Source organism: Streptomyces natalensis ATCC 27448 (assembly GCF_000935125.1).
Classification (GTDB): domain Bacteria; phylum Actinomycetota; class Actinomycetes; order Streptomycetales; family Streptomycetaceae; genus Streptomyces; species Streptomyces natalensis.
In genome coordinates, this window is record NZ_JRKI01000012.1 from 1 (window position 1) to 25356 (window position 25356).

Sequence of the window (25356 nt, forward strand, 5' to 3'; positions counted from 1 at the left end):
CGCAGGAAGACGCCGAGCATCAGCAGCCCGCCGGCGAGCATGGCGAAGCACCACAGCGGCCAGTGGTGGGTGTTGCCTTCGGTGAGCGGGAAGATGATCAGGGCCATGGCGAGTGCGGACAGCAGCATCCCGGTGAGGTCCAGGCGGTTGGCGTTCTGTGCGGTCGATTCGGGGATGAACTTCCGTCCGAGGATGATCACGGCGAGTCCGACGGGCACGTTGATCAGGAAGATCGGCCGCCAGGACAGTCCGAACAGATCCAGCTGGGTGAGCACGCCGCCCAGAACCGGCCCCAGAACGGAGGCCAGCGACAGGACGGCCCCGTAGAGGCCGAAGGCCCTGCTGCGGTTCTCGCTGTCGAAGGTGACGTGGAGGGTGGCCAGGACCTGGGGGATCATTACGGCGACTCCGGCGCCTTGGATGACGCGGGCGGCGATCAGTACACCGGGTCCGGTGGCGATGCCGCACAGCAGCGAGGCGAGGGTGAACAGGGCGGTGCCGATGAGGAGGATCTTGCGCCGGCCGTGAAGGTCGCCGAGCCTGCCGCCGGTGATCAGTCCGACGGCGACGGTCAGCGAGTAGCCGGCGGTCAGCCACTGCACCGCGGCTGGTCCGGTGCCGGTCGACGCCTGGATTGCGGGCAGGGCGGTAAGGACGACCGACTGGTCGAGGATGTCCATGAGCTCGGCGACCAGGACGACCACGAGGGCGATCCGGGCGGCCCGGGTCATCTTCGGCGACCGGTCCGGTACGTCGTGAGCCGGGGGGTCGGCGGTGTGCTGCGGCTCGTTGCCGAGCGCGGGGGAAGGCACTGTGGGGCTCCTGATTCAAGGAGTCGGGGAGCCCTGCCGTCAGCCGCGCTGGGGTTGGAGAACACGAAACCCGGGGCAGTCGGCAGAGCTGCACCCGGAAAATGACAGGGAAACGCGGGGGTGGGTGACGCAACTCAGGCCAGCGCGACGTCCGCCCCCGGACACGTTCGAAGCCTCAGAACGTGGGGAGCTGCGGACGGCTACTTGGCCTGGGAGATAAATCGTCACCTCGAAACACAGCGCCGGGCCCCGGAACGGGCACAGGCGGAACTCAAACAGGGTAAAGGCCCCTCCGGCGTCCGTGCAACGCGATAACTCACCCACACCCCGCAGCGGCCTGCCGGACCCGCAAGGTAACTCTTCAGTCCGCAAGATCCCCCGCAAAGTGAAGTTTCAGTCCGCAGACTGCGACGTCACTGGACAGCTGACCTGGATCACCAGCAGTCCTTGGGGTGGTGAACCGAGGAGATAAAGTGTCCGCTCCACACCCAGGTGTCCGGGTAGTTGTTGTAGAGCTTGAACCAGCGTGCTCCTGAAGGAGTCTTGGTGGTCTGGCACTGAATCTCCTCGCGTGTGCTTTGCGGGGCGATGCCAAAGCGCTTCGAGTGGGAATCCGGCTTGGCGTACAGGGGCGCCCCGTGGGGGGACGCGACATACATGACCATGGGGCCGGACTTTGAAGCGGCATCCTGGTCGTGAGCGGAGGATGCAGCACTCGTCAGTTTCTTGAGCTCGTTGAGTTTCGCCGCCTTGCTCACCACAGCCGGGTGCGAAAGGTTGTATACGGCCTTCTGCTGTGCTGTGGCGGTGTGTTCCCCGACGGTCGCAGCCCCAGCACTTGACACAGTGACGAGTATGCTGGCGGCGCCGAGCGATACGACGCCGAGCGTCATGGCCAACTTGCGCTTCATGGCGAATCCTCCTTTTGGTGAGCGGGCCGCCAGTAGAGCGGCGCCGCATTCTTCGACAGCCGATACCCCGTACGTCGCCGGCACACGACGGCGCGGGACAGTGCCGCTCTTCGAGGCGGCAACGAATTCGTCCGGCTGTCTCCATCAGAATGCCGGGATACCTTCCAGGTGTCGTTAGCTGTGCTTCCACAGCCTCTTAGCTGTGCGTCCACTTCTGAGGGAGGGAACGCCAGCGGCAACGGCTGGCAGGTCTCGTGGGGTGTTCTGCGGGGGTTTGTTGAAGTTCTCTGAGGTCGACGCTCTGATCAGGTGACTGGTCAAGCTCGAAAATATGTTGCCCCCGCCGGGGAGCAGCTACTACCGTCGCGCCAGCGCGACAGACGCGTGATCACGGGACAGGGAGGTTGATGAATATGGCCGTCGCCGGCCCCCATCGGCATGCCCTTGTCCGGCCCGCGCGATAGCAAAGCGCGGCCCGGTCGTTTCAACGACCAGGAGAAACACGTGTCTTCCTCTTCTTCACCTGCCTACGCTGACGTGATCACCAAGCGCCTCATCCTTCGGCCTTGGACCACGAGCGAGGCCACCGCAGTCCGCGACAACACCAGGTCCACGCGCTGGGCGGACGACTTTCCCGCCGAAGGCGACTACGTCGTTGCGGGCCTCTTCGACCAGAATCCCGCATGGCTCGGCGAACATGGCCACCGTCTGATCATTGAGCGTGACAGCGGTCTGGTGGTGGGTTCGATCGGTCTGTTCTGGCCGCCCAGTGAGGGAATGCTGGAAATCGGATACGGCATCGTGGCTTCCCGCCGCGGCCGGGGCTACGCCCCCGAGGCCACCGAGGCTCTCGCCGAGTTCGCCCTCTCCGCGCCCGGTGTCCATACCGTGTTCGCCAACGTGGAACTGTCGAACCCGGCCTCCGTCCGCGTGCTGGAGAAGGCCGGCTTCCGCCGGTGGGCCGCCGAGGAGAACATGGCCCGCTTCAGGCTGACAAGTCCGGATCACTCACGGCGATGACCTCCAGGGCCCTGGAGGCGCTGCCTTCAGGGCCCCACCCCAGTGGCCACCGTGCACCGCACCCGGGTCTCCCTCACGACCTGGGCTGTGCCCGGGCTGTGGCCTGAGCGCATCCTGTCCGGCCTCGCTGGGAGCGTGAGCTCGCGGGGCGCCCACACGAAAGAAGCGAGTTGTAGGTCCGGTCTGTTGTGGGTACGGGGTGGGGTGCCGAACCGCGCCGTGCGGGTCTACGCCCTCCGGGAGGGCGATGGCGCGAAGGCCGGTCTCGGGCCCTGGGCTGTGCTGGCGCGGTACAGGGGCGGGGTCGGCGATGTGTTGGCGTAGGCGTGCATGTGGTGGGTGTGCGGTGGCGTACCACAGGGCGGTGTTCCCGGTAGCTCGGCGGACTGTGAGTTGGCGGCGGCCGGGGCCCGGCGCGGTTGGACTAGGTTGCGTGGGGTTCCGCCCCGGGCGGTGCTGGGGCAGCGAGGCGGCGGTTGCCGGGAGATGTCGAGCCGTGCCCACCGTGCAGCCCACCGCCCCGTCACGCCCTGCTGGGGGTGAGGACGGCGTCAGCGTTTGTTGCGCAGGGTTTTCAAGCGTTCCCCGGTGCTGTCGATGGTCCAGAAGGTCCAGCCGCTCCGGTTGGGGGCCACCCATGGCCGGAGCACAACCCCGACGGCACTCGCCCACTGACCACACACTCCTACCGAGGCCAGCTCGACCGCTGGCTGGAGCGATGCGACGTCCAGGACGAACACCGACGACCGGTCCACCTGACGCCTCATCAATGGCGCCACACTTTTGGTACCAGGCTGATCAACCGGGATGTCCCGCAGGAAGTCGTACGCGTCCTTCTCGATCACTCTTCCGGCGAGATGACTGCCCACTATGCCCGGCTGCACGACACCACGGTCCGACGGCACTGGGAGAAAGCACGCAAGGTCAACATCAAGGGCCAGAGCGTCACCGTCGATCCCGACGGCCCTCTCGCCGAGGCCACCTGGGCCAAGCAGCGACTCGGGCGCGTGACCCAGGCGCTGCCCAACGGCTACTGCGGCCTGCCGATGCAACGAACGTGTCCGCATGCCAATGCCTGCCTGACCTGCCCGATGTTCGTCACCACCCCCGAGTTCCTACTGCAGCACCGCGAACAACGACAGCAGCTGCTGCAGATCGTCTCGGTCGCCGAGGCCCGCGGCCAAGAACGCGTGGCCGAGATGAACCGCCAGGCTCTCGGCAACCTGGAGAAGATCATCACCGGCCTGGAAGCCGACCCCGGACAGTCGGAGGCGACCGCCGATGCGAGCTGACAACAGCCAGCACATCGTCGACGCCGCCCGTCGCCGCAGCGAGTACACACGCTCCAGAGCGATCCAGGCACTCCGCGAGCTCGACGCCGCCGGGGAACCGGTCACCTTCGAGGCCGTCGCGAAGCGAGCGCCCGTCTCCCGTTCCTGGCTCTACGGCCAGCCGGATCTGCGGACCGAGGTCGAACGCCTACGGGCACTACACCGCCGAGCACCCTCAGATCAGCTCCCGGCTGGCCAGCGCGCGTCCGAGGCTTCCCTGCTGCGGCGCCTCGAAGCGGCCAACAGCCGCGTTCGGCAACTGGCGGAGGAGAACCGGCGCCTCCGTGCCCAACTCGCCCGCGTACTCGGCGATCAACGAGCCGACAGAATGACGACTGATCGAGTGAGAGGACATGGTGGGGACCACCGACGAGCAAGAACGACTCCTGCGCGAGCCTTGAAGGGATCTTGACAGGGCTCGGCGGGACCCGGCGATGTGGAAGACCTCGCCTTCCGCGCGGAGCACGCTGACGACAACCGCGTGACCGACCGCAACAGGGCTGCTCGCTTCGGGGTTCGGTGGGCACTGCAATGTGCGAGTCGGAGCGAAGCAGAGAGTGCAGGTTGGTGTCTTTTTTTCTGCTATACCCGGCTCGGACCATTGGACCGGGAGAGGGGGCGTTACTGACTTCGGCCTTCAGGGTGACGTTGGGGTATCGAGGGGCAGACCGGTTCCGGCTATGAAGCCGTCGAGGGTGTCGGGCCGGTGTTGGAGGCGTTTGAGGCGGTTGCGTACGAGTGTCTCCAGACGGTCGAGGGCGACGACTGCGAGGTTGGCCAGGCTGCGTTTGACGTGAGCCCACACGCCTTCGACCGGATTGAGGTCGGGCGAGTAGGCAGGCAGCAGGAACACCGTCAGCCACTCCCGCTCGGCAATCAACTGCCGCATCGCGCAGAAGACATGGGTGTTCAGCCGGTCCCACACCAGCACGATCGGCGCCTTGACCAGCTGGCGGACGCCGTCGATCAGAGCGATGAAGTCGCGCTCGCCCATGCTGCGGCGCATGCCCTTGCCCGCAGGGTGGGTGCGCAGGCGGTGGCACAGCCGGGTGCGTGAGCCGGGCCGCATCGCGATCAGCCCGGCGACTGACAACCGTCCCGAGCGCCGCCCGCTGACTGTCACGACCGGGGTGGCGCCGCGTCGGCCCCAGGTGCGTCCTTTGGGCGGCCGTCGGGTGAAGCCCGCCTCGTCCTCGAAGCAGATGTAGCTCCCGCAGACCGCCCGGGCTCTTTTACCTCGGCCCAGGTCGCCTCCTTCCACACCTCGACGGCCCGCTCATCGCGCTCGGCCACCCGGCGTGCGGGCACCTGCGGAGAGAAGCCGAGCCGGTGCATCAGCCTCGTGGCCCCGGAGACGCTGTAAGAAACGTGGAACTTCCTGCCGATCAGCGTGGCCACCCTCGCCGCGGTCCACACCTGGTCCTCCACCCAGCCGTGCGCGGCCGGCCCCTCATCGAGGTATGCGGCCAGCTTTTCCAGACAGCGCGGCGACAACCGACACCGTGATCCACTCGGTCCACGCGATACCAGAGCCTCGGCCCCGCCGTTCCGCCACAGCCGGTGCCATTCATAAGTCGACTTCCGGCTCACTCGCAGCCGCCGGGCGGTCTCCGGTGGCTTGATCTTCTGCTCGAACAGCTCGGCGGCCTGCATCCGTACCGTCTCCCGGCGCTGACGCCCCGCAGGACTCAGCCCACCCCCATCTGCATACCTCATACACACGGGATACAGGCAATACTCCAGCCCGATCAGGGACTTCGCGAAGGATCACCCTGACGAGCCGAAGTCAGTAAGCCTCCTCCAACTTCGAACCTGAAGGTCATCGGCGCTGGTGTGAGTCAGTGATCTTGTACTCGTCCTGGTCGTGGGCGGTTGATCCCAAGGTCTGTGTCAGCGTGCGAGTTCGGCGCGCTCAGTACGAGCAGAGCCCGCAGCAGGGTGGTCGCATAACGGGGTGAGGGCTCGCCGAAGAGCGCCGCCACCTTGCCCTTTTCCTGCGCGGCCGCCGGCCGGTCGGGTCTCCTGGCATGCCGATGTCATGCATTCCTCATGCCACGGGACTGGCCCCCGCTGCGGGGCAGCGGGGGCCGGTAAATCACCTTTGCCGATCAGTGGTGGTGGACGATGTACTGGATGATCGACCAGAGCGTATCGGCGTTGTTGGCGAAGACGAGGATGGTCTTCCACACCCACTTGACAGGGTTCCAGAAGTGCAGCTCGCCGATCTTCTTCTTCAGGTAGGCGACGCCCTTGGCCTTGCCCAGCTTGACGGCCTCCTTGGCCACCTTGGCGGACCAGCTCACGGCACCGGGCACCCTCTTGAGGAGCTTGTAGGCCCTGATCACCTGGCGCCAGGGCACGCCCTTGGTGGTCAGGTCACTTTGCACCGTGACGGAAGAGGTCTGGCCGATGGTCTTGGCGGCGATGCCGTCGTGGGTGAGGGAGGCGGACAGCGTGCGAGCCTCGGCGTTGCTGTCCACGGTGATGGTCTGCGTGGCGGCGGCCCGTGCGGGCGCATGCTCGGTGGCAGCCTGCGCCGTGGGGGCGGCAACACCGAGAGCGACCGCCGCAGCGACGGACGCCGCAGTCAAGCGGAGTTTGCGGTTCATGGGAAGATCCCCCAAGTTCCTAGAAGGGTAGGTGTGTTGGCGTTCAGACCGGAAGCGGCCTGCGCCGTAGGCATCTTCGCCGTGAGAGGCTCACGCGTTCTATTGCATCTTCGGGCGTCAGACGTAGGGGTCATGCCCGAACGTCTCAGTCGGTCGGTCGGGTGTGAGCCTGGAACGGATAACGCAGAACACGACTGGTGCGTCGTGTATCGGGTGGTGTCCGCGACGGGCTCTGTCTCCACGGACCTGCTGCGCGGCGGGGCGCCAACGACGTGGGTGGTAGCAGCAGGCCGCCCGTAGGCATGTCGGGTGAAGTGCGCGGTTGGTGCGGCCATCGGTGTTGCGGTGTCGGCGCTGCTGTAGTGGGGTGGTCTCGTCTGGTGTTGGCGCGGAAGGGAACCACTCGGTCGCCTGGGTCACGCGGGCTGGGCCGGTGGCCGGGCCCGGCCCTGTGGAACAGTGTGCTGGATGGTGCAGAGAGTGCGGAGAATGTCCATACTTGTGGATGGCTCATCAGCAACGGCAGGTGGTGAGTGACGAGGCATACTGTCAGTCGTGACGAGGTATGACCGCATCGGTGCGACCTACAATCACACGCGACGCCCCGACCACCGGATCGCTGTCAAGATCCACGAGGCGCTCGGCCAAGTCGGCACTGTCATCAACGTCGGTGCTGGCGCCGGCTCCTACGAACCACCGCAAACCGTGCTGGCAGTTGAACCCAGTGCAGTGATGATCGCCCAACGTCCCGCTGGATCCGCGCGGGCCCTGCAGGCATCCGCAGAATCGATCCCCATCGCCGACGAGTCGGCCGACGCGGCGATGGCCATCCTGACTGTGCACCACTGGGCGAACCTGGAAGCCGGTATCGGGGAAGTCCTTCGGGTCGCCCGGAAGCGCGTCGTCATCTTCACTTGGGACCAGGCCATTTTCCGCAGGTTTTGGCTGCTGGACGAGTACCTGCCCGAGGTAGCCGCGTTCACCGAAACACAGACCGTTCCCATCGATCGGCTGATTGCGCTGCTGACAGACGCCCGCGTCGAGACGGTCCCGATTCCGCACGACTGCACCGACGGATTTGGCGCCGCCTTCTGGCGCCGACCTGAGGCATACCTCGATCCGAAGGTGCGAGCCGGCATCTCGATGCTCGCCCAGACCGGCGAGGAGGTTCTCCGCCCGGGTCTGACCCGGCTGTCCAGCGACCTGTCCTGCGGCCGTTGGCACGAACGCCATGCTGACCTGCTCGACTGCGAAACACTAGACGTCGGCTACCGGCTTCTCGTAGCGGACCTTTAGACACAGGCGGGCGGCCCGACTCAACATCAGGCAGATCTCTACTCTGCAATGGGACGTGTTCACGCCGCGAGGGTCTCGGGTTGTTCGACGAGGTGGCCGCGTTCGAATCGGGCCCCGGCGCGGACAAGAGCAACGAGGTGGGGAGCGTTCACCGCCCGCCAGCGTGCCTGGGCGGATTCGACGAGCTTGAAGACCATGGCGAGGGCGGCGGCCGCGCTGCCGGGGCCCCGGGTGACCTTGGTTCGCAGCCGGACGGTGGCGAAGGTCGACTCGATCGGGTTCGTGGTCCGCAGATGAATCCAGTGCTCGGCGGGGAAGTCGTAGAACGCCAGCAGCTCGTCCACGTCGTCGGTGATCTTCTTGACGGCCTTGGGGAACTTCGCGCCGTACGCCTTCTCGAACGCGGTGACGGCCTTGAGCGCGTGGTCGCGGTCCTCGGCGTTGTAGATCGCGTGCAGGGCCTTCTTCGCGCCGGGCTGGGCGGACTTGGGCAGGGCGTTCAGCGACATTGGCGATCTTGTGAACCCAGCACCGCTGATGACGGGTCTCGGGGAACACCTCCGCCAGGGTCTTCCAGAAGCCCAGAGCGCCATCGCCGACTGCGAGGGCGGGAGACCGCATACCCCGACGTGCGCAGTCCCGCAGCAAGTCGGCCCAGGAATCGGCGGATTCGCGGTAACCATCGGCCATCGCGATCAGTTCTTTGGTGCCGTCCGCGCGCACCCCCATCAGCACCAGGACGCACGACTTCGCCTCCCGCAGGCGAATGCGCAGGTGGATGCCGTCGGCCCAGACGTAGACATAGTCGCTGCCCGACAGATCCCGCTCGCCGAAGGCGGCGTGATCGGCCTGCCACTGGGTGGTCAGCCGCGTCACGGTCGCCGGCGAGAGCCCGGCGGAGCTACCGAGGAACTGCTTCCAGCGCAGGCACGAAGTCGCCGGAGGACAGGCCATGCAGATAGAGCAGTGGCAGCACCTCGCTGATCTTCGGGGTCTTGCGGCACCAGGGCGGCAAAATCGCGGAGGAGAACCGCTTGCGCTCGCCCGTGGCCTCGTCGACGCGCTTGTCGTTGACTCGCGGCGCCTTCACCGGCCGCGGTGGTGACCTTCCTCGGCTGGTGGTAGCCGTTGCGGACCGCCAGGCGACGCCCGCGCTCGTCACGCTGATCGGCCAACTCCGCTATATAGGTGTTGACTTCGGCTTCCAGGGCGGCCGCCAGCATCCGCCGGACCCCCTCACGGACGACGTCGTCGATCAGGAGCCGGTCTCGGCCGTTCCATCGGCATTCACCACGCTGAGCACGGGCGTGCCTTGCCGGCCGACGGTGCAACGTCGGCCTACTCGATGACCAGAAGTCGATCACTCGGGAACGTACGCCCTTCGCGTCCAACCCGAGGCCGATCCAAAGGTCATGAGCATTGCTCTGCAGTGCGTGGCGGTAGCGGCACCGCTCCGAAAAAGGGTAGGGCCGGTGCTGGTGGTCCTGATGCTGTTGGTGGTGCGGTGCTGGCGGAACGCGCCGCCGGCGCACTGGCGGGTACGGTCCCCGGGGTGGACCTGACGGGGCGGGGGGCTACGATTCGCTGCCGGATGCCGATCGCTGGTGGACGCAGCGTGAGCACGTCTGGTGTTTGTGGCCTTCACCCTGGGAGTGGCGGGGCACACGGTGTATCTGCGCCGTACCGGCTGACCGTGCGTGAGAATAGAGAATGGCGCCCCGTGAAGGAGGCTTCCCTTCCCGGGGCGCGATGGCGTTTCAGCGGGTGGTGCCGGGCCTGTCGCAGCGGACGATGTGGCGATGGTGGGCGTAGGCGAACAGGGCCGCCTCGGTCCGTGAACTGACGCTGATCTTGGTCATGATGCTGGTCAGGTGAGCCTTCACGGTTCGTTCGGCTATGTTGAGTGTGCGGCCTATATCGCGGTTTGACGCGGCGCCAGACAGCAGCAAAAGTACTTCACGCTCGCGTGGTGTGAGGGCAATGATGGCATCGGGATCTCCGGGCGTCGGTGGTCGCCAGAGCTGCGCGGTATCCCGCTGCCCATGTTCCCTATGCACTTTCTCAGTGTTGGTAGATGTTTCATACAAAGCAGTTCTACCTTTCCCCGTTATGGACCACCGACCGAAGGCGCGCCGGGGGCACTGCGCGTGCACGACTGTGTGAGTCCGGTTCCTCGGCGGCGTACGGTCCGCCAGGGCGACCTCGACGGCACCCTCGCCGGATAGGCTGGGTTGGTCGACCGCGATGGCGGCATCCGTTCCGTTGAGGTCCGCACTGCTGCCGACGACATGCGCACCCGCCTCAGTCGTTTCTGCGGCATGCCCGAAGCGGAACTTCGTCGGCAACTGACCACGCGAGGTTCGGCGTAGGAGCGCGTCGGCTTTCACGCCGCTCAAGCCAGCAGCTTCCTGCGGACGGCATGGATGAGTGTGACGACGTACAGCAGTGCCCCCAGCACGTACCACCGGATGCACGTCAGAAGCGGCACCTCGTCGCCGGGCAGGGAGTAGGCACGGGCGAGCCGGATGCCGGCGTCCAGGACGAGGCCGGTGCCCCACAGGCTCGTCAGGAGCCGAAGTCCGTGCCGGAAGGCGGCCTCGTCGGCCCAGCGTCGGGCCCAGGCGGCGCCCTTGACCGAGCCGCGCTTGGCGATGGCGTGGTTTCGCCGGCGTGCAGGAAGAACGGGCGCAGGCGGGCCAATGTGCCCAGCATCCACATCCCGGACAGTGCCGTGATGACGCCGTCCTTCGCCAGGAGCAGCAGGGCGCTGTGTACCAGGAGCGAGGCGGCGCTGCCCACGATCAGTGCGCTGAGCATGAAGGGGGCGAGACCGTCGACGGGGCGGCGGGTCACCATTGAAAAGAGCGTGCGGACGGCAGGGAGGATGCCGGACAGCAGACCGGAGGGTAGGGTACCGCTGCCCTGCCGCGGAGTACGTCGAAGAGGGCGGTCGGAACGGCGACGTCGAGGACGACGGGCAGTAAGAGTGCCACCCAGTTCGCGCCCTCGTGTGGGCCTTCGACCGCGGCGCGGTCCGTGATGTCAATCATCGCCTTCAGCCTTCCGGGCGGCGCGGTCGAAGAGGGTGACCAGTTCGTCGGCGTAGCGGGCGGGGTCCGTGCCCTCGGCGAACCGTGGGCCCGCCGCATCGATCGCGGGCCGTACGGTCGTCGCCATCCTGTCGGGGTCGAAGTCTCGGAATGCGCCTGCCTGTTACCCCTACCGGAAGGCGGCAACAAGTCGATCCCGGGCCGCGTCGGGTGCCTGTCGGGCGCCCTCGAAGCGCTGGGCGGTGTAAGAGGCCGCCGTCGAGTGCCCAAGTACGTGACGCCGTGGTGAGGCCGGCAGTGAGCAGGCCGCCGAATTCACCAACCCCCTCAAGGTCATCGCGGTGTGCAGCGGCGCCGAACAAGTCTCGGCATGCGTCTTTGGAGAAGTCGGTGATGCTGACGATCAGTGGGCCGTTCCGGCTACCGTGCATGCCGCTGTCGACGCCCTTCGCCGCAGCGCGGTCGCCAAGGGAGTCCCCGGGCGGGCCCTGGTAGCGGAGGCTCCTCAGCGTGGCCCCGGCCTCCAGGACGGATCGCGGCCGAGCAGGGCGAGCAACCGGTCGCCCGGCGGGACGTCGTCGGGGACGGAGATCCGTCGCCGGAACGCGGCACCCGCGCCGCGGCCCTCGTCGGGGACCAGGGCGGCGACGCGCAGTGTGGCGTCGGTGAGTTCGGCGTCGGGCTCCCATGGAGCGCCGATCGCCACCGCGATATCCCAGGCGTGCACCACGTAGTCGAGCAGGTGGAAGCCGATCGCTATCTGTCCGGGGAGAGCGAAGCCCTCGCCCACCTCAGGCAGCGCGAACCGCCGCTCCAGCACTCCGTCTTCGGCGAACGCTGCGGTGACCTCGCCCACCGACGCCTCATACGCTCCGGCCGGGTCATCGCCGAGGTCCCCGTCGCGCCATACGGCCCACGTCTGCCCCACGCCGCGGGCGGAAGCGGTGAACCCCTCGTTCTGGTTGACCAGATGCCGAAGCAGGCCGTACAGGGTCCAGTCCGCGCACGGCGTCGCCAACCTCAAGTGGTCGGTCTTCACCTGGGAGACCAACTCCCCAGTCAGCAACAGCGCCTGGTGGTCCAGTTGTCGTATGTCCATGGCTGGAGCGTAAAAGCGCACAGCGGTTCAGCTCCAGAGCCAATAGGCTGCCAAATGATTGAGCCAATTGCTGGGTTGAAAGCCAACAACAGCCGAGCCGAAAGCGGAAAGCCGAGATGGACGTGCACGTCAGGCTCGACGGGCAGCGCGACCTGTCCGGCCAGATCTACCGCCAGCTGCGCACCGCGATCCATGAGGGCCTGCTACGGCCCGGCGATCCGCTGCCCCCGACCCGGGAGATGGGCCGCCGCCTCGCAGTGGCCCGCAACACCGTCGGCGTCGCCTACGAACGGCTCGTCGCCGAGGGCTACGCGGACAGCAGGGTCGGCTCCGGGACCTATGTGCGGACGACGGGCCTGCCCACGCCCGGGGCAGCGACCGCCACCGGCACCACCGGATCGGGACTGCGCCCGCGCGCCCTGTGGGCGGGCTTGTCCCCCTGGACAGCTCCGGAGACCACGGGGCCGATCACGGCGGCCCACGACTTCCGGGCCGGCCTGCCGGACACCCGGCTCTTCCCGTACGACGCCTGGCGTCCCCTGATCGCCCGCGAACTGCGCCCCTCCGCGGGTGGAGCGGTCGGATACGGCGACCCGGCCGGCCACGCCGGGCTGCGGGCCGCACTCGCACGGCACATCGGACTCTCCCGCGGCGTGCGGACCGGCCCGGACGACGTGCTGGTGACCACCGGCACGCAGCAGGCCCTGGACCTCATCGGGCGGGTGCTGCTCGAAACGGGCGACCGGGTGGCCGTCGAAGAGCCCGGCTACCCACCGGCCCGGCTGCCGTTCCTGGCGCACGGCGCCGAGGTCACGGGCGTACCGGTCGACGGCGAGGGTCTGCTGGTGGACGCCATCCCGCCGGACACCCGCGCCGTGTACGTCACCCCCGCCCACCAGTTCCCGCTCGGCATGCCGATGTCCCTGCGGCGCAGGACGGCGCTGCTGCGGTGGGCGCGGCGGCACGGCGCGGCAGTGATCGAGGACGACTACGACAGCGAATTCCGTTTCGGCGGGCGGCCGGTCGAGACGCTGAAGAGCCTGGACCGGAACGGACACGTCATCTATGTGGGGTCGTTCTCCAAGGTGATGCTGCCCTCCTTGCGCGTCGGCTTCCTGGTGGCGCCCACCCCCCTGCGCACAGCGCTGCGTACCGCAAAGTACACCGCCGACTGGCACACAGCGGTCCCCACGCAGGCGGCACTCGCCCGCTTCGTCGACGACGGGTTGCTCGCCCGGCACGTCCGCCGCATGCAGCACACGTACGCGACCCGCCACCAAGCCCTCACCCGCGCGCTCACCAACCGCTTCGCGAACCTGGCCGAGTTGGTGCCTTCCGCCGCGGGCCTGCACGTGACCACATTCACCCGGGGCCATCTCGCCGACCCCGACACCCTCGCGGACCGGGCCGGCCGGGCCCGGGCATCCGGCGTGGCGGTCTACACCCTGGCGGAGGTCGCCGCGAACCGCTCCGCGCGCCCTGGCTTCGTCTTCGGCTACGGCTCGATCAGCGCCCCGGACATCGAGCCGGGCCTGCACCGCGTACTCGGCCCGCCTCAGGACCACTGAGCCTCCTCCAAGTTCGAACCCGCAGGCCATCGGGGCCGGTGTGAGTCAGGGATCTCGTACGCGTACTGGTCGTGGGCGGTTGTCTGCACTGCTCGGCCAGCCGACGCACGACCCGCTCGGCGACGGTGGGTACCTCCAGCTCGGCGCGCACCTCCTGAAGCTGCTGGTTCAACTTCTCCGCCTGCACCTCAGGTTCGGCCCTGGGGACGTGATCAGCTCCCGAAGGTCCGGTTCCGCATCCTGAGCCACCTGGCGCCCCCAACGGCAGACGATCTTGACGACGGACAACGGTCCCCGACCAGCACGAGTACACGACCAACGACTCACACCCGTCCCCTGACCAGCGTCTTCAAGATGGTGGATCTTCACTGTTCGTGTTCTCTATGTCGTGTGCACCACAGTGCGTACCGACTCGAAGCACGCCCAAGATGTTGTGGCCATGAGGAAGCTTGCCGCCTCTGAGAGCACGCTTGCCCTTGGCGAGCAGCCGCGAGGTGCACCCTTCGTCGGCGTCGCGGATCAACATCAGCCACACCGCGTCCTCGTCCGCGTGCCAGAGCGCCAGTTTCATCTCAGGGCTGTCCGCATCGTCTAGAACTCTGAGCGGTGCTTTTACACCAAATTCCCGGCAGGGCCAAAACCTGTTTTCTCCGGAACCTCGACACCCCACACGTTCACGCCAAGGGGTATCGATGTCTGAACCCGCCCGCGACAGCGAGCCGGTACGCATACCGGACCACAACTTGGACGACCTCGTCGCCACCGTTACAGAGCTCGTCACGGAGAGCCGCAAGCAGGGCGAGACGCTCGCCCGGCTCACCGAGGAACAGCCACCCCAGCAGGACAGCGAACACGACGAGCCCGTTCACACGGAAGAGACCACTCCGGCCCCGGCGGGCAGCGATGCGGCTGCCCCCCGGCGGAAGGGCCGTCCTCCATCTTCATCCTCGCGCTCGACGGCACGGCGTACGCCGAGGAACTCGCCGCGCTGACAACATGGGTGCACCACCTTCTGCTGCCGGTCTACGGGCGAGAGATCACCACCGGCCGCCCGTGGTGCCAACAGTGGCACGAGCACCCCGAGGCCGTTGCCCGGCTGCACGCCCTGTGGCTGGCCTGGCAGCAGCTCACCGACGTCGAGGCCGGCCTGGCCGGACCCTCCACCTGGCACCGCGACCACCTCGACCCGGCCCTCCTGCAACTCCGCACGCCGGACGGCCCGTTCGGTGCGTGCACCACCAGCCCGGCCCGGCCCAACCACCGTCTGCTGGCCTCGCCCGAGGCTGCCGGGGTCTGACATGGCCAGCTTTTACGAACCACCGCGCGCGGACTACCGGATCGACGGCTACAAGGCCGCCACCGGACAGACCGAGGACGCCTTCTTCTCGGTGACGCTCTCGGCAGACATGCTTGTGCCTCTTGCCAAGCACCACAGCGCCGATGGCCGCGACACCTACCTGCTGCTGTACGACCGGACCGCGATCTGGGACATCCCCGGTCCAGCGGAGTACGTCACGCTGCACATCACCCGGGACACCGCCCAGCGCACGTTCGACTTCGCACACGAGCGCCACCCAGTCATTCCCCTGGCGCAGAACTGGCTCATCCACCAGGGCTGCCCTGCCGAAGCGGCGGAGCTGTCCAAGAACCACGGGCAGCGGCCAGCCGACGCGCTCACGGCCCGCCTTGAGGACATGCTCAGGGCCAACCCGGACGATCGGTACACGGTCCTGGACCACTCCACCGACAACCCGTGCTCCTTCGACTTCGGCATCGAGGTCAGCACTCTCGTCCACGACAGCCACCCCACCTCCGCGCACGCGCCGTACCGGGTCTTCCTCGAAGAGACCACCAAGGACTTCCGCTCCTACACGATGCGCGCGGGCGCCTTCCCCTCCGTCGAAGCCGCGGACACCTGGGTGAGGGAGCGATCCGCTCCCCTTCCCCTGGCTCCGGCTCCCGACGGCGTGATCGGCCTGCGGGCCGAGGCTGCCCGTGCCCGCTCGACGGTCAACTCCGGTGGCCTCGCCGTGCCACCGGCTGCCGTCATACCGCCTCGATCGCCGTCGGCTGCGCCGGCACGTGTACGTCGGAGCGCGCCGTGAGCCGGGCCCGGTACGCCTTCGCAGCTCATCCCGAGGCCCTCGCCGACCTGCGGTCCGTCCCGGAAGACATCCGTGACCTGGCCCTGCTGGAACTGCAGCACCTGGTCCACGGCAACGAGCGCGGCGCCGCTCTGCACCACGAACTGGCGGGCTGCCACAAGGTCTACGTCGATCCGGAGACCCGGTGGCGGCTGGTCATCCAGTACCGGGACGCCCCGGCCTCCTCCCGGCACAAGAGGGAGATCTACCTCCTGGCCGTCGGCGAGCGCCAGGACCAGGCCGCCTACCGCACCGCAGCGCGCCGACTGGAGCGCGAACGGGAGGCATCCGCCGCCACACAGCCTCTCGGACGTCGCGCCGAGGCCGCCAGGGCCCGCTCACCCCACGGCAGCAGCGGCAGCCGGACCACCACCCATCCGCAGACGCCGGCGGCCCCCGCCACACAGCCGCGGGGTGGGCGCACCCGCTCCTGATCCCCCGAATTCACCCGCCCTGCTGGACGCTCTGCGCGCTCCCGCGACAGCGCCCTGACCGACTCCCGGAGAACTGGACATGCCCGACCACCGCATATCGGCACACGACGCCACACTCGTCAGCCAGGCGATCGACCGCCTCGCTCCCCGCTTGACGACCTGGACGCTCCAGACCGTCGCGCAGCACGGCCAGATGCGCTTCACGAAGATCACCGCGGCACTGCCGTGGCTCAGCACCCAGAACACGCAGCAGATCCTGCGGCGAATGCACGCCAACGGCCTGCTGGACCGAACGGGGCACAGTCTACGAAGTCTCCCCTGGGGCCGGAATGCGCACAGCGTGCACCGCACGCTCGCTTCCTGGCACCGCACACACGCCGGTGGAAGCGGCCCGGCGGTCGTCGAGGCGGAGCACACGGAGGACGCCCTGCGCCAGCTGCGCGGCTTGAGTGGGGGCTTGATCCGGCCGCTCAACAGTTGGCGAGAGAGTCAGCCATCCCGAGTGGGTAATAGCAGCGCCTCCGTCCCTACAAGCAGCGCCATCCGACCCGGAGCAGTGGAACCCGGCGCCCACCCGGCGCCCACCCGGCACGTCAGCCGGGCCGTCGACCTGCCCACCACCGCAGGGTCTTCGAAAGAAGTGGAGTTGGGTGGTTGATGGGGATAAGCGATGGTCTACCCCCATACCTGAGAGGTCACAACTGAGGCTTTCGCTTCGAGGTGACGTGCTGGTGGGGGCGGGTGCAGTCCTGGGTGTATGGGCCTCCCGACAGGGGCTGTCTGGCCCCCACCCGACTGAAACTCTTTCACCTCATCGCCGCGACTGGCGTCCTGACGCCCCCTGTCATCACCTCAAAGCGAGAACTCAGTAGCGAGCTTGGTTCGTCACAGACGAACATGCAATGCATGAGTGACCAACCCGCGCGATGGAGCCAGGCAACCGTCTACCCCGACATGTGGGCCAACCCGGACGACGACCCCCGCAACACAGAAGGTCCCAGTCCGGACGGCGAGCTTGCGACGCTGCAGGACTTTCTGACGAACTACCGCATGACCCTTCGGATGAAGTGCGAGGGCCTGGATCCGGAGCAACTGGCCCGTCGGTCGGTTCCGCCGTCGACGATGTCGCTACTCGGCCTGGTTCGGCACCTCGTCGAGGTGGAACGGGACTGGCGCAACTGGATCAGCGACGGTGACCCGATACCGAAGCTGTACGGCAAGAAGGACGCGGACTTCGACGGAGCTGTCGCCGAGCAGGCCGAGGTCGACGCCGCGTTTTCCGCTCTGGAACGCGAGCAGGCCGCGACCGATGCCGCGCTGGCCGAGCACCCGGATCTGGGCGAGCGTCTGGGGAAGGACCGGATCGCGGTTCGGGAGCTGATGGTGCACAGGATCGAGGAGTACGCCCGCCACTGCGGGCACGCCGACCTGTTGCGCGAGCGCACCGACGGAAGGGTGGGCCAGTGACGAGGGCCGGGAGTTACACCCGCCCCACCAGCACGTCACCTCGAAGTGAAGCCTCACAAGCCCCCGCCCGGAAACGAGTGCAAGCACGGCGTCGGTGATCATGTGGTGTCGAAGCCCGTGACCGCCAAGCGAGACCGTGCCTGCCCGTTCATCATCCCTCATACCCTCCACGCTTGACCGGCTGGGGCCCACCGCTGCTCCCATCACCGCCGATACTGCCGCTGAACTGCGGCGTCACCTCGCAGCAGTGCCCGATCCGCGCCAAGCGCGCGGGGTGCGCTACCCGGCCGTGGCGCTGCTGGCGTGCGCGGCGGCAGCAGTACTGGCCGGTGCACGGTCGCTGGCGGCGATCGGCGAGTGGGCAGCCGACGCGCCCCCGCACGTGCTGGCCCGCCTCGGCTTCCGGCCCGATCTGCTGACCGGCCTCATCCACCCGCCTCACGCGGATACGATCCGTCTGCTCCTGCTCAGGACCGACGCAGACGCGTCGGACTCCGCGATCGGCCGCTTTACCTGCAAGAACGCCAGCGCCACTCGCCGACACCCGCCGAGGGCGAGGCCCAGCGCCCTATCCCCAGCCCGCGGCGGGCGATCGCGGTCCTGCTCGGGCACGGAAGCTCACAACTGGCCGCTCAAGCTCAGGAGGCTGTCGGGGGCTTCAGCAACCCGGACGACCCTACCTGGGCCTTCGGGGACCTTGCCGGCTCTCAGTGCAACCTCGCCCTGGTACGCCTGCACGCCGGTGACTTGGACGGCGCCGCGGATGCCATCCGCCCGGTGCTCGACCTTTCCGTTTCACTACGGAACAACGGCATCGTGGTCTCCGCCGCCCGCGTCCGGCACGCGGTCACGGTCGGCCCCGTGCGGGACGCCATCCTCGCTCGCGACCTCCGTGAAGAGATCGCCCTCTTCGAGCCGGCGCGACGTCCGGCCCTGCCACGCTAAAGATCACGCCGGTAGAGTCCGCAGACATGTACCCGGTCAGTCGTCGCAGCCCACGCCTCGAACTCCGCGAACTCACCATCGACGACGTGGAGGCGGTCCTCGCGATCTACGGCAGTCGGGAGGCGACAGAGCACCTGTCATTCGAGCCACGCAGTCGCGCCGACGTCGGCCTGATCGTGGCCCGCTCCATCGCATGCGCGACCGCGACGCCACGCAGCGAGTACGCACTCGCCGTCGTCGAGCACGACAGCGGCGACCTGATCGGGTTCGGACGCCTCGCCACCGACGCCCACCAGCAGAGCGCAGCCACCTTCGGGTTCGCCCTCCGACCTGATGCCTGGGGCGTCGGCTACGGCCTGGAAACCGTCCGCCTTCTGCTCGGCCTTGCATTCGAGGAGCTAGGGCCCCACCGCGTCTGGGGCGCACGTTCCCCGCTCAACGGAGCGTCTGCGAAGACGATGGCGGCCGTCGGCATGATGGAGGAAGGCATCATTCGCGCGCACATCCAGAAGGCCGGGCAGTGGCGAGACTCCGTGGTGCACTCCATCCTCGAGCGGGAATGGGCAGCGCGGGGCGTGGAGGGAACCTGACCTGTCGCACCCAGTCCCCTATGCGACCCGGCGGAGCATCTCCGCACGGCCGGAGATCCTCCACGCCACAGCGCCTCAAGGGCCCTAGATTAGGTATCTGCTGGGAGACTCGCCTGCCGGCGCCAGACTTCAGCGTATTCCAATGACATGGGCTCGACATTACGGGCGCCCGCCAAGTACACCGCCCACCATAGCTCTTCCATGGGAACGCGCGGCTCCCCTTTGGTGTCGATCCAGATTCTGACATTTCCGTGGTCGTCTTCGGTGGCGTCCCACCAGGACCAAGAACGGAGTTCTGGGTCGAAGGTGTAGATCCACTCCACAGCCTCCCAGGGGCGATTATCCCGAGCTGCGAGATACCGGCCCTTCCCTTCACTGCCGACGGGATCGTCATCCACACCTTCCGGATGCCCGTTGGTGAGAGCCAAGAACCAAGATGGGAGGGAATCAGGTGCGACATCCTCCTCATCGAAATCTGCCTCACGGGAGATTTCGATGGCTTCGGAAAGAAGGCTTCGCAAGCGTGCTGTGTATTCTGCAGAGCTGGATGCAGGAGCCACGATCAGAAGTCCCAACAGCTTGATGGGTTCTTGCGTCGGGCGCGCTCGCAAACGTGATAGTTCATGCGTCGGGTCATAGCGGTTCATGGGTTCCTCTTCATGTTAACTGGCATCGATCACTCTACCGGACCCCGGGATTATTGCGTTTCTGAGCGCGTCGAAGTAATTCTTTCCGTGTTTGGTGTTATCCGGAAGGCCGAACAACCCTGGACCGTCGGACTGATCAGGCGCAACCTTGAGCGCTCGGTTCCAGTCTCGGGCACTACCTTCCCACCAGCTGGGTTTACGTTGAGGTAGGGAGTCACGGTCGATTTCGTCGACGAAGGACCTAGGGACATCGAATGCGACGATCTGATTTCCCTTGAACGCTTCAGTGTGAGAAATATCGCCAGTCATGTTGAGGTAGAGAGCGCCACTCCCTGAAAGTGAGACATCCCCGTTTTCGTTGACCGTGAGACGCATGGTTTCCGGAATCGAAGTATCCTGCTTCCGGTATACCGTAACCGTGCATTCTGGGGCGAGCCCGAGTGGGTCGCTCCATATATACGGGTTGTGGACGTAAGTCGCCGGATTGGGTGCAGGGGTGAGCCCGAGTGGATCGGGGGTGGCGTATCGAGCAGTTTCCGGATCGTAGTAGCGATGGAAATTGTAGTGAAGGCCGCTTTCAAGGTCGAAGTATTGACCGGGGAAGCGAAGGGGAGTATAGGCGGCGGCGCTAGTATTCCAGGTAGTGGTGCCCCACAGGGTGGTGCGCGTACGGGCGGCGATGGTGCCGGCTTCGTCGAGGAGTTCGGTGGGGGTGCCGACGAGGTCGGTAACGATGGCGAAGAAGCGCTGATCGGTCTCGTGTTGCGGGGTGTGGGATGTGGTGCGACGTTCGCGCTGGGTCACGGGGGTGAGCCCCTGATGGTCCCAGGTGAGGGTCGTTTGCCTGGGGTCGCCGTAGACGAGGGTGGTCTGCTCGCACAGGGTCGTGCCGTCCCAGGTGAAGTTCACCTGTTCGGCGATGCTCTGGCCGTCCGGGGTGAGACGTAGTTTGGCGGTGCGTCGGCCGAGGGGGTCGTAGCAGTAGCGCCAGGTTGTGCCGTCTGGAGTGGTACAGGCGATCAGGCGGTCTTCGGGGTCCCAGGTGTAGTGCCAGGTGTCGGGCTTGCGGGAGAGGCGAGTTTTCTGACGCAGGGTGGTGCGCCCGGCTGCGTCGTATTCGTAGCGGACGGCTCCAGCGCGGTTGATGCGGGTGCCTGTGTAGGCGCGCTCGCCTCGGGCTTCGGGGGCTGGGTGACGGTCGGGCCAGGTGGCGTGGGTCTGGTTTCCGGCCGAGTCGTAGGCATAGCTCTCGGTCCAATTGTGGGCGGAGACGGTGGTGACTCGGCCGACGGCGTCGAGCTCGAAGAGACGGGGGCCATTGAGGTGGTCGTCGATGCCGGTGAGGTTGCCGTCCGCGCGATAGGTGTATGCGCGGTGCTGGATGGTTTTGGCGGCTGAGGTGACCTGCTGGTCGGTGAGGCGGCCGAGGGCGTCGAATTGGTTGGCGATGGTGATATCGCCGAGGGTGCGGGAGAGTTCCTGGCCGCGAGCATCGTGCTCGAAAGCCAGTGTGCGGCCGGAAACGTCAAGCCTTGTGCGCTGCCCGGCTGCGTCGTAGGTCCAGGCGCTCACCGCGCCGGTTGGGGTGGTGCGGGATTGTCGGCGGCCAAGGGCGTCGTAGGTGAAGGTGGTGGTGTGGCCGTTCACCGTCTCGGCAACGACTCGGCCGGACTCGTTGCGGGTGTAGGTAAGTTCGCTGTCCGGTCCTGTGATCTGGGTCAGATGGCCGGCGGCGTCGTAGGTAAAGGTGGTGAGTTCGCCGTTGACGTTCTTGGCGGTTGTGCGGCCCAGTGCGTCGTGGGTGAAGCGGATCGTGTGGCCGAGCGGGGTGGTGCGGGAGGTCAGTCGGCCCGTCGCGTCCTGTGTGTAGGTCTGAGTGCGCCCGTCGAAGTCCGTTTCAGAGATCAGGCGCCCGGCCTCATCGTACTCGTAGCGCCAGGTCAGGCCCTGAGGGTTGGTGACCTTCATAAGCTTGAGTTCGGTGTCATGCACGAACTCGTGGCGTGCACCGTCCGGGTCGGTGCGCGCTTTCAATTGGTCGAAGTGGCCGTATTCGAAGGTGGTGACCTGACCCAGGGGGTCGGTGGTGGCGGTGCGGTTGCCCTCGCCGTCGTAGGACCAGGCTTCCTGCGTGCCGTCCGGATTGATGCGGGTTGCGAGATGTCCTTCCGGGGTCCACCGCAAATGGGTGGTGTTACCGAGGGGGTCGACGACGGACGTGACGCGGCCGAACGTGTCCCGGCGGAATGTCGTGACGGCACCGAGAGGGTCGGTGACCGTGAGGGGGAGCCCTGCCGCGTCGCACTCGATTCGGGTAGTGCTTCCCAGCGGGTCGCTGACGGAGGTGAGATGACCACGTTCGTCATAGGTGAAGCGGGTGGTGTGGCCGGTGGGGTCGGTGACGGCGACCCGGTTGCCTTTGGTGTCGTACTCCTGGCGGAGGGTGAGGCCGTCGGGTCCTGTGATCTCCGCTGGGAGGCCGAGGTCGGTGTAGGCGGCGGTGCTGGTGGAGCCGTCCGGGCGGATGACGGAGACGAGGTGGCCGTCCTCGTCGTAGGTGAGGTGTGTGGCGTTGCCGAGAGGATCGGTGATCTGCAGCGGGCGGTCGTGGGCGTCGTAGGTGGTGCGTGTGGTGTTGCCGAGAGGGTCGGTAACCGCGATGACCTGGAGGCGGTCGTTGATGAGGTACCGGGTGGGGAAGCCTTCGCCGTTGGTGCGTGTGGTGGTGCGGTGGCCCGTCTCGAGGTCGACCTCGCCGTAGGCGAACCGGTTGGCCAGGTGCCCCTCGATGCCGGACTGGGCGGTGCAGCGGTGGCGTTCGTCGTAGCTGTACTCGTAGCGGGAGTCGTTGGAGTCGACCCAGGCGGTCATGCGGTGGTCGGTGTCGTACTCGAACCGGGTCACGGCGCCGGTGGAGTTGGTGACGGTGGTGAGGTTGCCGTCCTCGTCGTGGCCGTAGGAGCGGATTAGCTGGTCCGAGCCATCGTCGGCGGCACCGGTCAGGTGCAGGGCAGTGAGGCGGCCGTTCTCGTCGCAGGTGAGCTTGAGTTCGTAGCCGGCGCTGTGGCGGATGGCGTAGGGGATGCCGGTCTCGTCGGCGTAGTCGAAGGTGATCCGCTGTCCGTTGCGGTCCGAGATCTCGTCCGGCAGGGCCAGACCGGGGGTGTGCAGGGCATCGGCGAAGTAGCGGGTCTGGCCGGTCTCGGGGTCGTGGACGGCCCAGTCGTCCTGGAGGGTGCGCATCAGGGGCCAGCGCGGGCCGTGCCGGGGCAGTACGCGTTCGCCGGTCTCGGGTATCGGGTAGCGCAGCAGCATCCCGGACTCCGTGACGAAGATGATCTCGTCGTTGGCGATTTCCAGGCGCTGGTCGATGGTGGAGGACCACGACGGCCCGATGTGGCGTCCGATGCGTGTCGAGGACTCGTATTTGCGGGTGAAGATCAGCGGTAGGGCGCCAGGGAGGGAGATGTCGGTCTGGGTAAGGAACACCCTGCCCGTGGCGAGGTCGACAGGGTCCGTGCCATCGGTGCACATCCCCTTCTCCTGGCGGGTACTGGCGTTCTCGTGGTCGGCTTTGGCCTGCTCGTGGGCTCCGCCGGACCGGCCGCCGGATTGCCCACCACCGGACGGGCGCCCGCCGTCGCTCGTGCCGTGGGGCGCGTGCGGCATGTCCTGCTTGCTGTCCTTGAGGTGTTTGCCGAATTCCGCGGCCTGCTTGGCCTCGTTCTCGGCGTGGTTGGTGGCGACCTTCTTCATCCGCTGACCTGTCCCGTGGTACAGGTCCTCGACCGCCTTGCCCGCGTCCTTGCCGAGGGTCTTGCCCAGCTTTTCGGCGGCGTGCTCCAGTGCCTTGACGATCGGATTGCTCATTCGAAGCTCGCCCCCGCAGCCTTCGTTTCGAATTCGGCGGCGTGCCCGGCCACCGTCCGTGCATGTGCGTGCAGCTTCTCCGCGCGTGCTTGCAGCGCCTCCGGGTGGATGGAGAAGCTCTCGCCGGCACGTCCCCCTCCGCCGCCGGCTGAGACGCCAAGGGCAGACTCCGCGGCCTGGAAGACCAGCCCGCCCACCGCCTTGCCGACCGTCTCGACGAGGGGATTGATGGCCGCTTCGATGACCTGGCCGATGATGTACTGCTCCAGTTGCTGGACGAGGTAGTCCATGAGCTTTTCGGCGGCTTCGACGACCAGGGCCTCGGCGGCTTCGGCGAGGCCGAGGGTGGCGACGGCCGCGGCCTGATCAGCGACGAACGTGATAGCCAACACGGTGAGTTCGGCGATGGCTTCTACCTTCATCGCCACGATCGTGTCCGCGGCGATGTCCAGCGCGTCGGCCACCACATGGCAGGCGTTGACCAGTTCCGTCATGTGGCTGTCGGACATCTGGCCCCATTTGGCCAGCAGCGCCTCGTACGACGCGCCCTGGTAGACGTCTTCGAGCTGCTTGATCGTGGCGGTGGAGTCCTTGTGGGTGTCATCCACCTTCTGCGCGAAATCCCGTACGTGGGACCCGAATTCGCGGACCTTGTCCTCATTGATGTTCGGCCAGTTCACCCCGATGAACTGAAGGAACGACACCACCTGACCAGGCAGTTCGATCGCCATACTGCTCCCCCTTGTCGAAACCCCGCAGCAGCTCACCAGACAATATTCAAGGGGGCGCAACGTGTAGGTAAATAGATGGTCTAGGTAGGGTCAGCAGTGCATCTTTTGGCCAGGATTGGCCAGAAGTACAGGGCGCCCGCTGAAATCCCCTCAGGGATCCCCCACCGCCCCGGTCCGCCGTGCCTCCGCCTCCGCCCCTGGACGCGGCCCGTTGACGGTGTCCGTGCCGTCCACCGATGCCTCCCCAACAGGTCAGGGCCAGGGCGCCCGTCACCACCAGAAGCCGGTGACGGCCAGACGGGTCAGGCCGTCACGGGCGCGGTCGACGAGCCAGACCCTCGACATCGCCGCGGTGCAGCGACCACCGCGACGATCTCGTCCTGTGAACCGCCGCTTCGGAACCACAAGCACACACGCGACATGCGGATCGCACCGAAGAAGAGTGCCCCTTTCATCCATTTCTGCTCCAGCCGGGGATCCGTACCCCGGCTCCCACCATCGTGTTTCCGCTGTTCAGTCAGCGTGGCGGTCGCACTCCAGGGCGGCCGAGGATCGCAACAACTTCTCCCGTGCGCAGGCCACGGATGACGCCCGCACTGACGGCTCTCCAACCGCGCCAAGTGGCAGTCGTCATCTGGGATGACAGAGGACAAGGAGGCTGCTCAGACGCCTCCGGCGGCCCCATACCTCTGGGGTTTTTCAGGGACTTTCAGCTCTGTCAGAGGGACTTTCGAGGGAGTTTCGGCTACCCAGAGCGGCAAGCGCTTGAAAGGCCGGAAAGGGTCCCCGACGCAGGCCAGAAGGCCTTTCCGAGATGAAGTCCCAGGTAGGG

The 25356-nt window shown here is 67.0% G+C and carries 23 protein-coding genes and 4 pseudogenes; 14 read left to right on the forward strand and 13 right to left on the reverse strand.

Going from position 1 to position 25356, the window contains the following annotated elements; all coding sequences use genetic code 11:
- A partial coding sequence (locus tag SNA_RS09845; protein WP_044364371.1) for an MFS transporter occupies positions 1–812 on the reverse strand: 812 nt, incomplete at its 3' end.
- 434 nt (positions 813–1246) lie between these two features.
- Entirely contained in the window at positions 1247–1723 is a 477-nt protein-coding gene (locus SNA_RS09850; RefSeq protein ID WP_030065416.1) for a hypothetical protein, read from the reverse strand.
- A 504-nt stretch (positions 1724–2227) separates the two neighbouring features.
- On the opposite strand from SNA_RS09850, the gene SNA_RS09855 reads away from it, so the two are divergent.
- The 4 genes and pseudogenes from SNA_RS09855 (at position 2228) to SNA_RS44675 (ending at position 4486) form a co-directional block, all read left to right on the forward strand.
- Positions 2228–2743: a GNAT family N-acetyltransferase gene (locus tag SNA_RS09855; protein WP_030065415.1), complete on the forward strand. Its 516-nt coding sequence runs from the start codon at positions 2228–2230 to the stop codon at positions 2741–2743.
- Between the two features lie 539 nt (positions 2744–3282).
- A pseudogene (locus SNA_RS43705) lies at positions 3283–3570 on the forward strand (tyrosine-type recombinase/integrase); the annotation flags it as partial.
- 30 nt (positions 3571–3600) lie between these two features.
- Positions 3601–4035 (forward strand): hypothetical protein, encoded by a 435-nt coding sequence (locus SNA_RS09865; protein ID WP_241779596.1) that lies wholly within the window; start codon positions 3601–3603, stop codon positions 4033–4035.
- Positions 4025–4486: a DUF6262 family protein gene (locus SNA_RS44675; protein WP_275041992.1), complete on the forward strand. Its 462-nt coding sequence runs from the start codon at positions 4025–4027 to the stop codon at positions 4484–4486. Before SNA_RS09865 ends, SNA_RS44675 begins: the two co-directional genes overlap by 11 nt.
- Before the next feature lie 225 nt (positions 4487–4711).
- On the opposite strand, the gene SNA_RS45120 is transcribed toward SNA_RS44675, so the two are convergent.
- Both SNA_RS45120 and SNA_RS09885 read right to left on the reverse strand, forming a co-directional pair.
- Positions 4712–5790, reverse strand: a protein-coding gene (locus SNA_RS45120) for an IS630 family transposase (protein WP_420823465.1) whose coding sequence is annotated in 2 segments (ribosomal slippage) — positions 4712–5304 and positions 5304–5790 — 1080 coding nt in all. Because the reading frame shifts where the segments join, the coding sequence is not laid out codon by codon here.
- Positions 5791–6182: 392 nt separating this feature from the next.
- The gene (locus SNA_RS09885; RefSeq protein ID WP_030065407.1) at positions 6183–6683 is read right to left on the reverse strand and encodes a hypothetical protein; all 501 of its coding nucleotides are present in this window, start codon (positions 6681–6683) and stop codon (positions 6183–6185) included.
- A 555-nt stretch (positions 6684–7238) separates the two neighbouring features.
- Between SNA_RS09885 and SNA_RS09890 the strand changes: the two genes are divergently transcribed.
- A complete protein-coding gene (locus tag SNA_RS09890) occupies positions 7239–7979 on the forward strand; it encodes a class I SAM-dependent methyltransferase (protein WP_030065406.1) in 741 nt (246 codons plus the stop codon).
- A 59-nt stretch (positions 7980–8038) separates the two neighbouring features.
- Here SNA_RS09890 and SNA_RS09895 read toward each other — a convergent pair.
- From SNA_RS09895 to SNA_RS09910, 5 genes and pseudogenes are all read right to left on the reverse strand, one after another.
- Positions 8039–9238, reverse strand: a pseudogene (locus SNA_RS09895) (IS256 family transposase).
- A gap of 498 nt (positions 9239–9736) precedes the next feature.
- Positions 9737–10366 (reverse strand): response regulator transcription factor, encoded by a 630-nt coding sequence (locus SNA_RS43710; RefSeq protein WP_241779595.1) that lies wholly within the window; start codon positions 10364–10366, stop codon positions 9737–9739.
- A gap of 5 nt (positions 10367–10371) precedes the next feature.
- On the reverse strand, positions 10372–10695 hold the full coding sequence (locus tag SNA_RS09905; RefSeq protein ID WP_051877230.1) for a DUF3159 domain-containing protein: 324 nt from the start codon (positions 10693–10695) through the stop codon (positions 10372–10374).
- Positions 10696–11021: 326 nt separating this feature from the next.
- A complete protein-coding gene (locus tag SNA_RS44680) occupies positions 11022–11156 on the reverse strand; it encodes a hypothetical protein (RefSeq protein ID WP_275041994.1) in 135 nt (44 codons plus the stop codon).
- 378 nt (positions 11157–11534) lie between these two features.
- On the reverse strand, positions 11535–12128 hold the full coding sequence (locus SNA_RS09910) for a TIGR03086 family metal-binding protein (protein WP_030065404.1): 594 nt from the start codon (positions 12126–12128) through the stop codon (positions 11535–11537).
- Positions 12129–12244: 116 nt separating this feature from the next.
- Here SNA_RS09910 and pdxR point away from each other — a divergent pair, with 116 nt between their 5' ends.
- On the forward strand, positions 12245–13696 hold the full coding sequence (gene pdxR / locus SNA_RS09915; protein ID WP_044364375.1) for a MocR-like pyridoxine biosynthesis transcription factor PdxR: 1452 nt from the start codon (positions 12245–12247) through the stop codon (positions 13694–13696).
- Positions 13697–14045: 349 nt separating this feature from the next.
- Here pdxR and SNA_RS42155 read toward each other — a convergent pair whose 3' ends face one another.
- Positions 14046–14267, reverse strand: a complete 222-nt coding sequence (locus tag SNA_RS42155; RefSeq protein WP_157879875.1) for a hypothetical protein — start codon at positions 14265–14267, stop codon at positions 14046–14048.
- 121 nt (positions 14268–14388) lie between these two features.
- On the opposite strand from SNA_RS42155, the pseudogene SNA_RS43715 reads away from it, so the two are divergent.
- The 8 genes and pseudogenes from SNA_RS43715 (at position 14389) to SNA_RS09950 (ending at position 19276) form a co-directional block, all read left to right on the forward strand.
- Positions 14389–14993: pseudogene (locus SNA_RS43715) on the forward strand (DUF4913 domain-containing protein).
- 1 nt (position 14994) lies between these two features.
- Positions 14995–15801, forward strand: a complete 807-nt coding sequence (locus SNA_RS09925; RefSeq protein ID WP_044364376.1) for a hypothetical protein — start codon at positions 14995–14997, stop codon at positions 15799–15801.
- On the forward strand, positions 15798–16274 hold the full coding sequence (locus SNA_RS09930; protein WP_044364377.1) for a type II toxin-antitoxin system RelE family toxin: 477 nt from the start codon (positions 15798–15800) through the stop codon (positions 16272–16274). The genes SNA_RS09925 and SNA_RS09930 overlap by 4 nt, the downstream gene beginning before the upstream one ends.
- 79 nt (positions 16275–16353) lie before the next feature.
- Positions 16354–16932 carry a hypothetical protein gene (locus tag SNA_RS38215; protein WP_051877017.1) on the forward strand — a complete coding sequence of 193 codons (579 nt, stop codon included), beginning with the start codon at positions 16354–16356 and terminating at the stop codon, positions 16930–16932.
- Between the two features lie 239 nt (positions 16933–17171).
- Positions 17172–17741 carry a DinB family protein gene (locus tag SNA_RS09940; RefSeq protein WP_078969804.1) on the forward strand — a complete coding sequence of 190 codons (570 nt, stop codon included), beginning with the start codon at positions 17172–17174 and terminating at the stop codon, positions 17739–17741.
- 136 nt (positions 17742–17877) lie between these two features.
- A pseudogene (locus SNA_RS45125) lies at positions 17878–18240 on the forward strand (transposase family protein); the annotation flags it as partial.
- Between the two features lie 248 nt (positions 18241–18488).
- Entirely contained in the window at positions 18489–18686 is a 198-nt protein-coding gene (locus SNA_RS09945; RefSeq protein WP_030072654.1) for a hypothetical protein, read from the forward strand.
- A gap of 26 nt (positions 18687–18712) precedes the next feature.
- A complete protein-coding gene (locus SNA_RS09950; RefSeq protein WP_030072653.1) occupies positions 18713–19276 on the forward strand; it encodes a GNAT family N-acetyltransferase in 564 nt (187 codons plus the stop codon).
- Positions 19277–19365: 89 nt separating this feature from the next.
- Here the strand turns inward: SNA_RS09950 and SNA_RS42165 are convergent, their stop codons facing one another.
- Genes SNA_RS42165 through SNA_RS09960 form a run of 3 tightly spaced genes read right to left on the reverse strand, consistent with a single transcriptional unit; the run spans position 19366 to position 24524 of the window.
- The gene (locus SNA_RS42165; RefSeq protein WP_157879877.1) at positions 19366–19923 is read right to left on the reverse strand and encodes a hypothetical protein; all 558 of its coding nucleotides are present in this window, start codon (positions 19921–19923) and stop codon (positions 19366–19368) included.
- A gap of 15 nt (positions 19924–19938) precedes the next feature.
- Positions 19939–23793, reverse strand: a complete 3855-nt coding sequence (locus SNA_RS09955) for a DUF6531 domain-containing protein (RefSeq protein WP_241779591.1) — start codon at positions 23791–23793, stop codon at positions 19939–19941.
- Positions 23790–24524 carry a WXG100-like domain-containing protein gene (locus tag SNA_RS09960; RefSeq protein WP_044364378.1) on the reverse strand — a complete coding sequence of 245 codons (735 nt, stop codon included), beginning with the start codon at positions 24522–24524 and terminating at the stop codon, positions 23790–23792. Before SNA_RS09960 ends, SNA_RS09955 begins: the two co-directional genes overlap by 4 nt.
- Positions 24525–25356 lie beyond the last annotated feature (832 nt).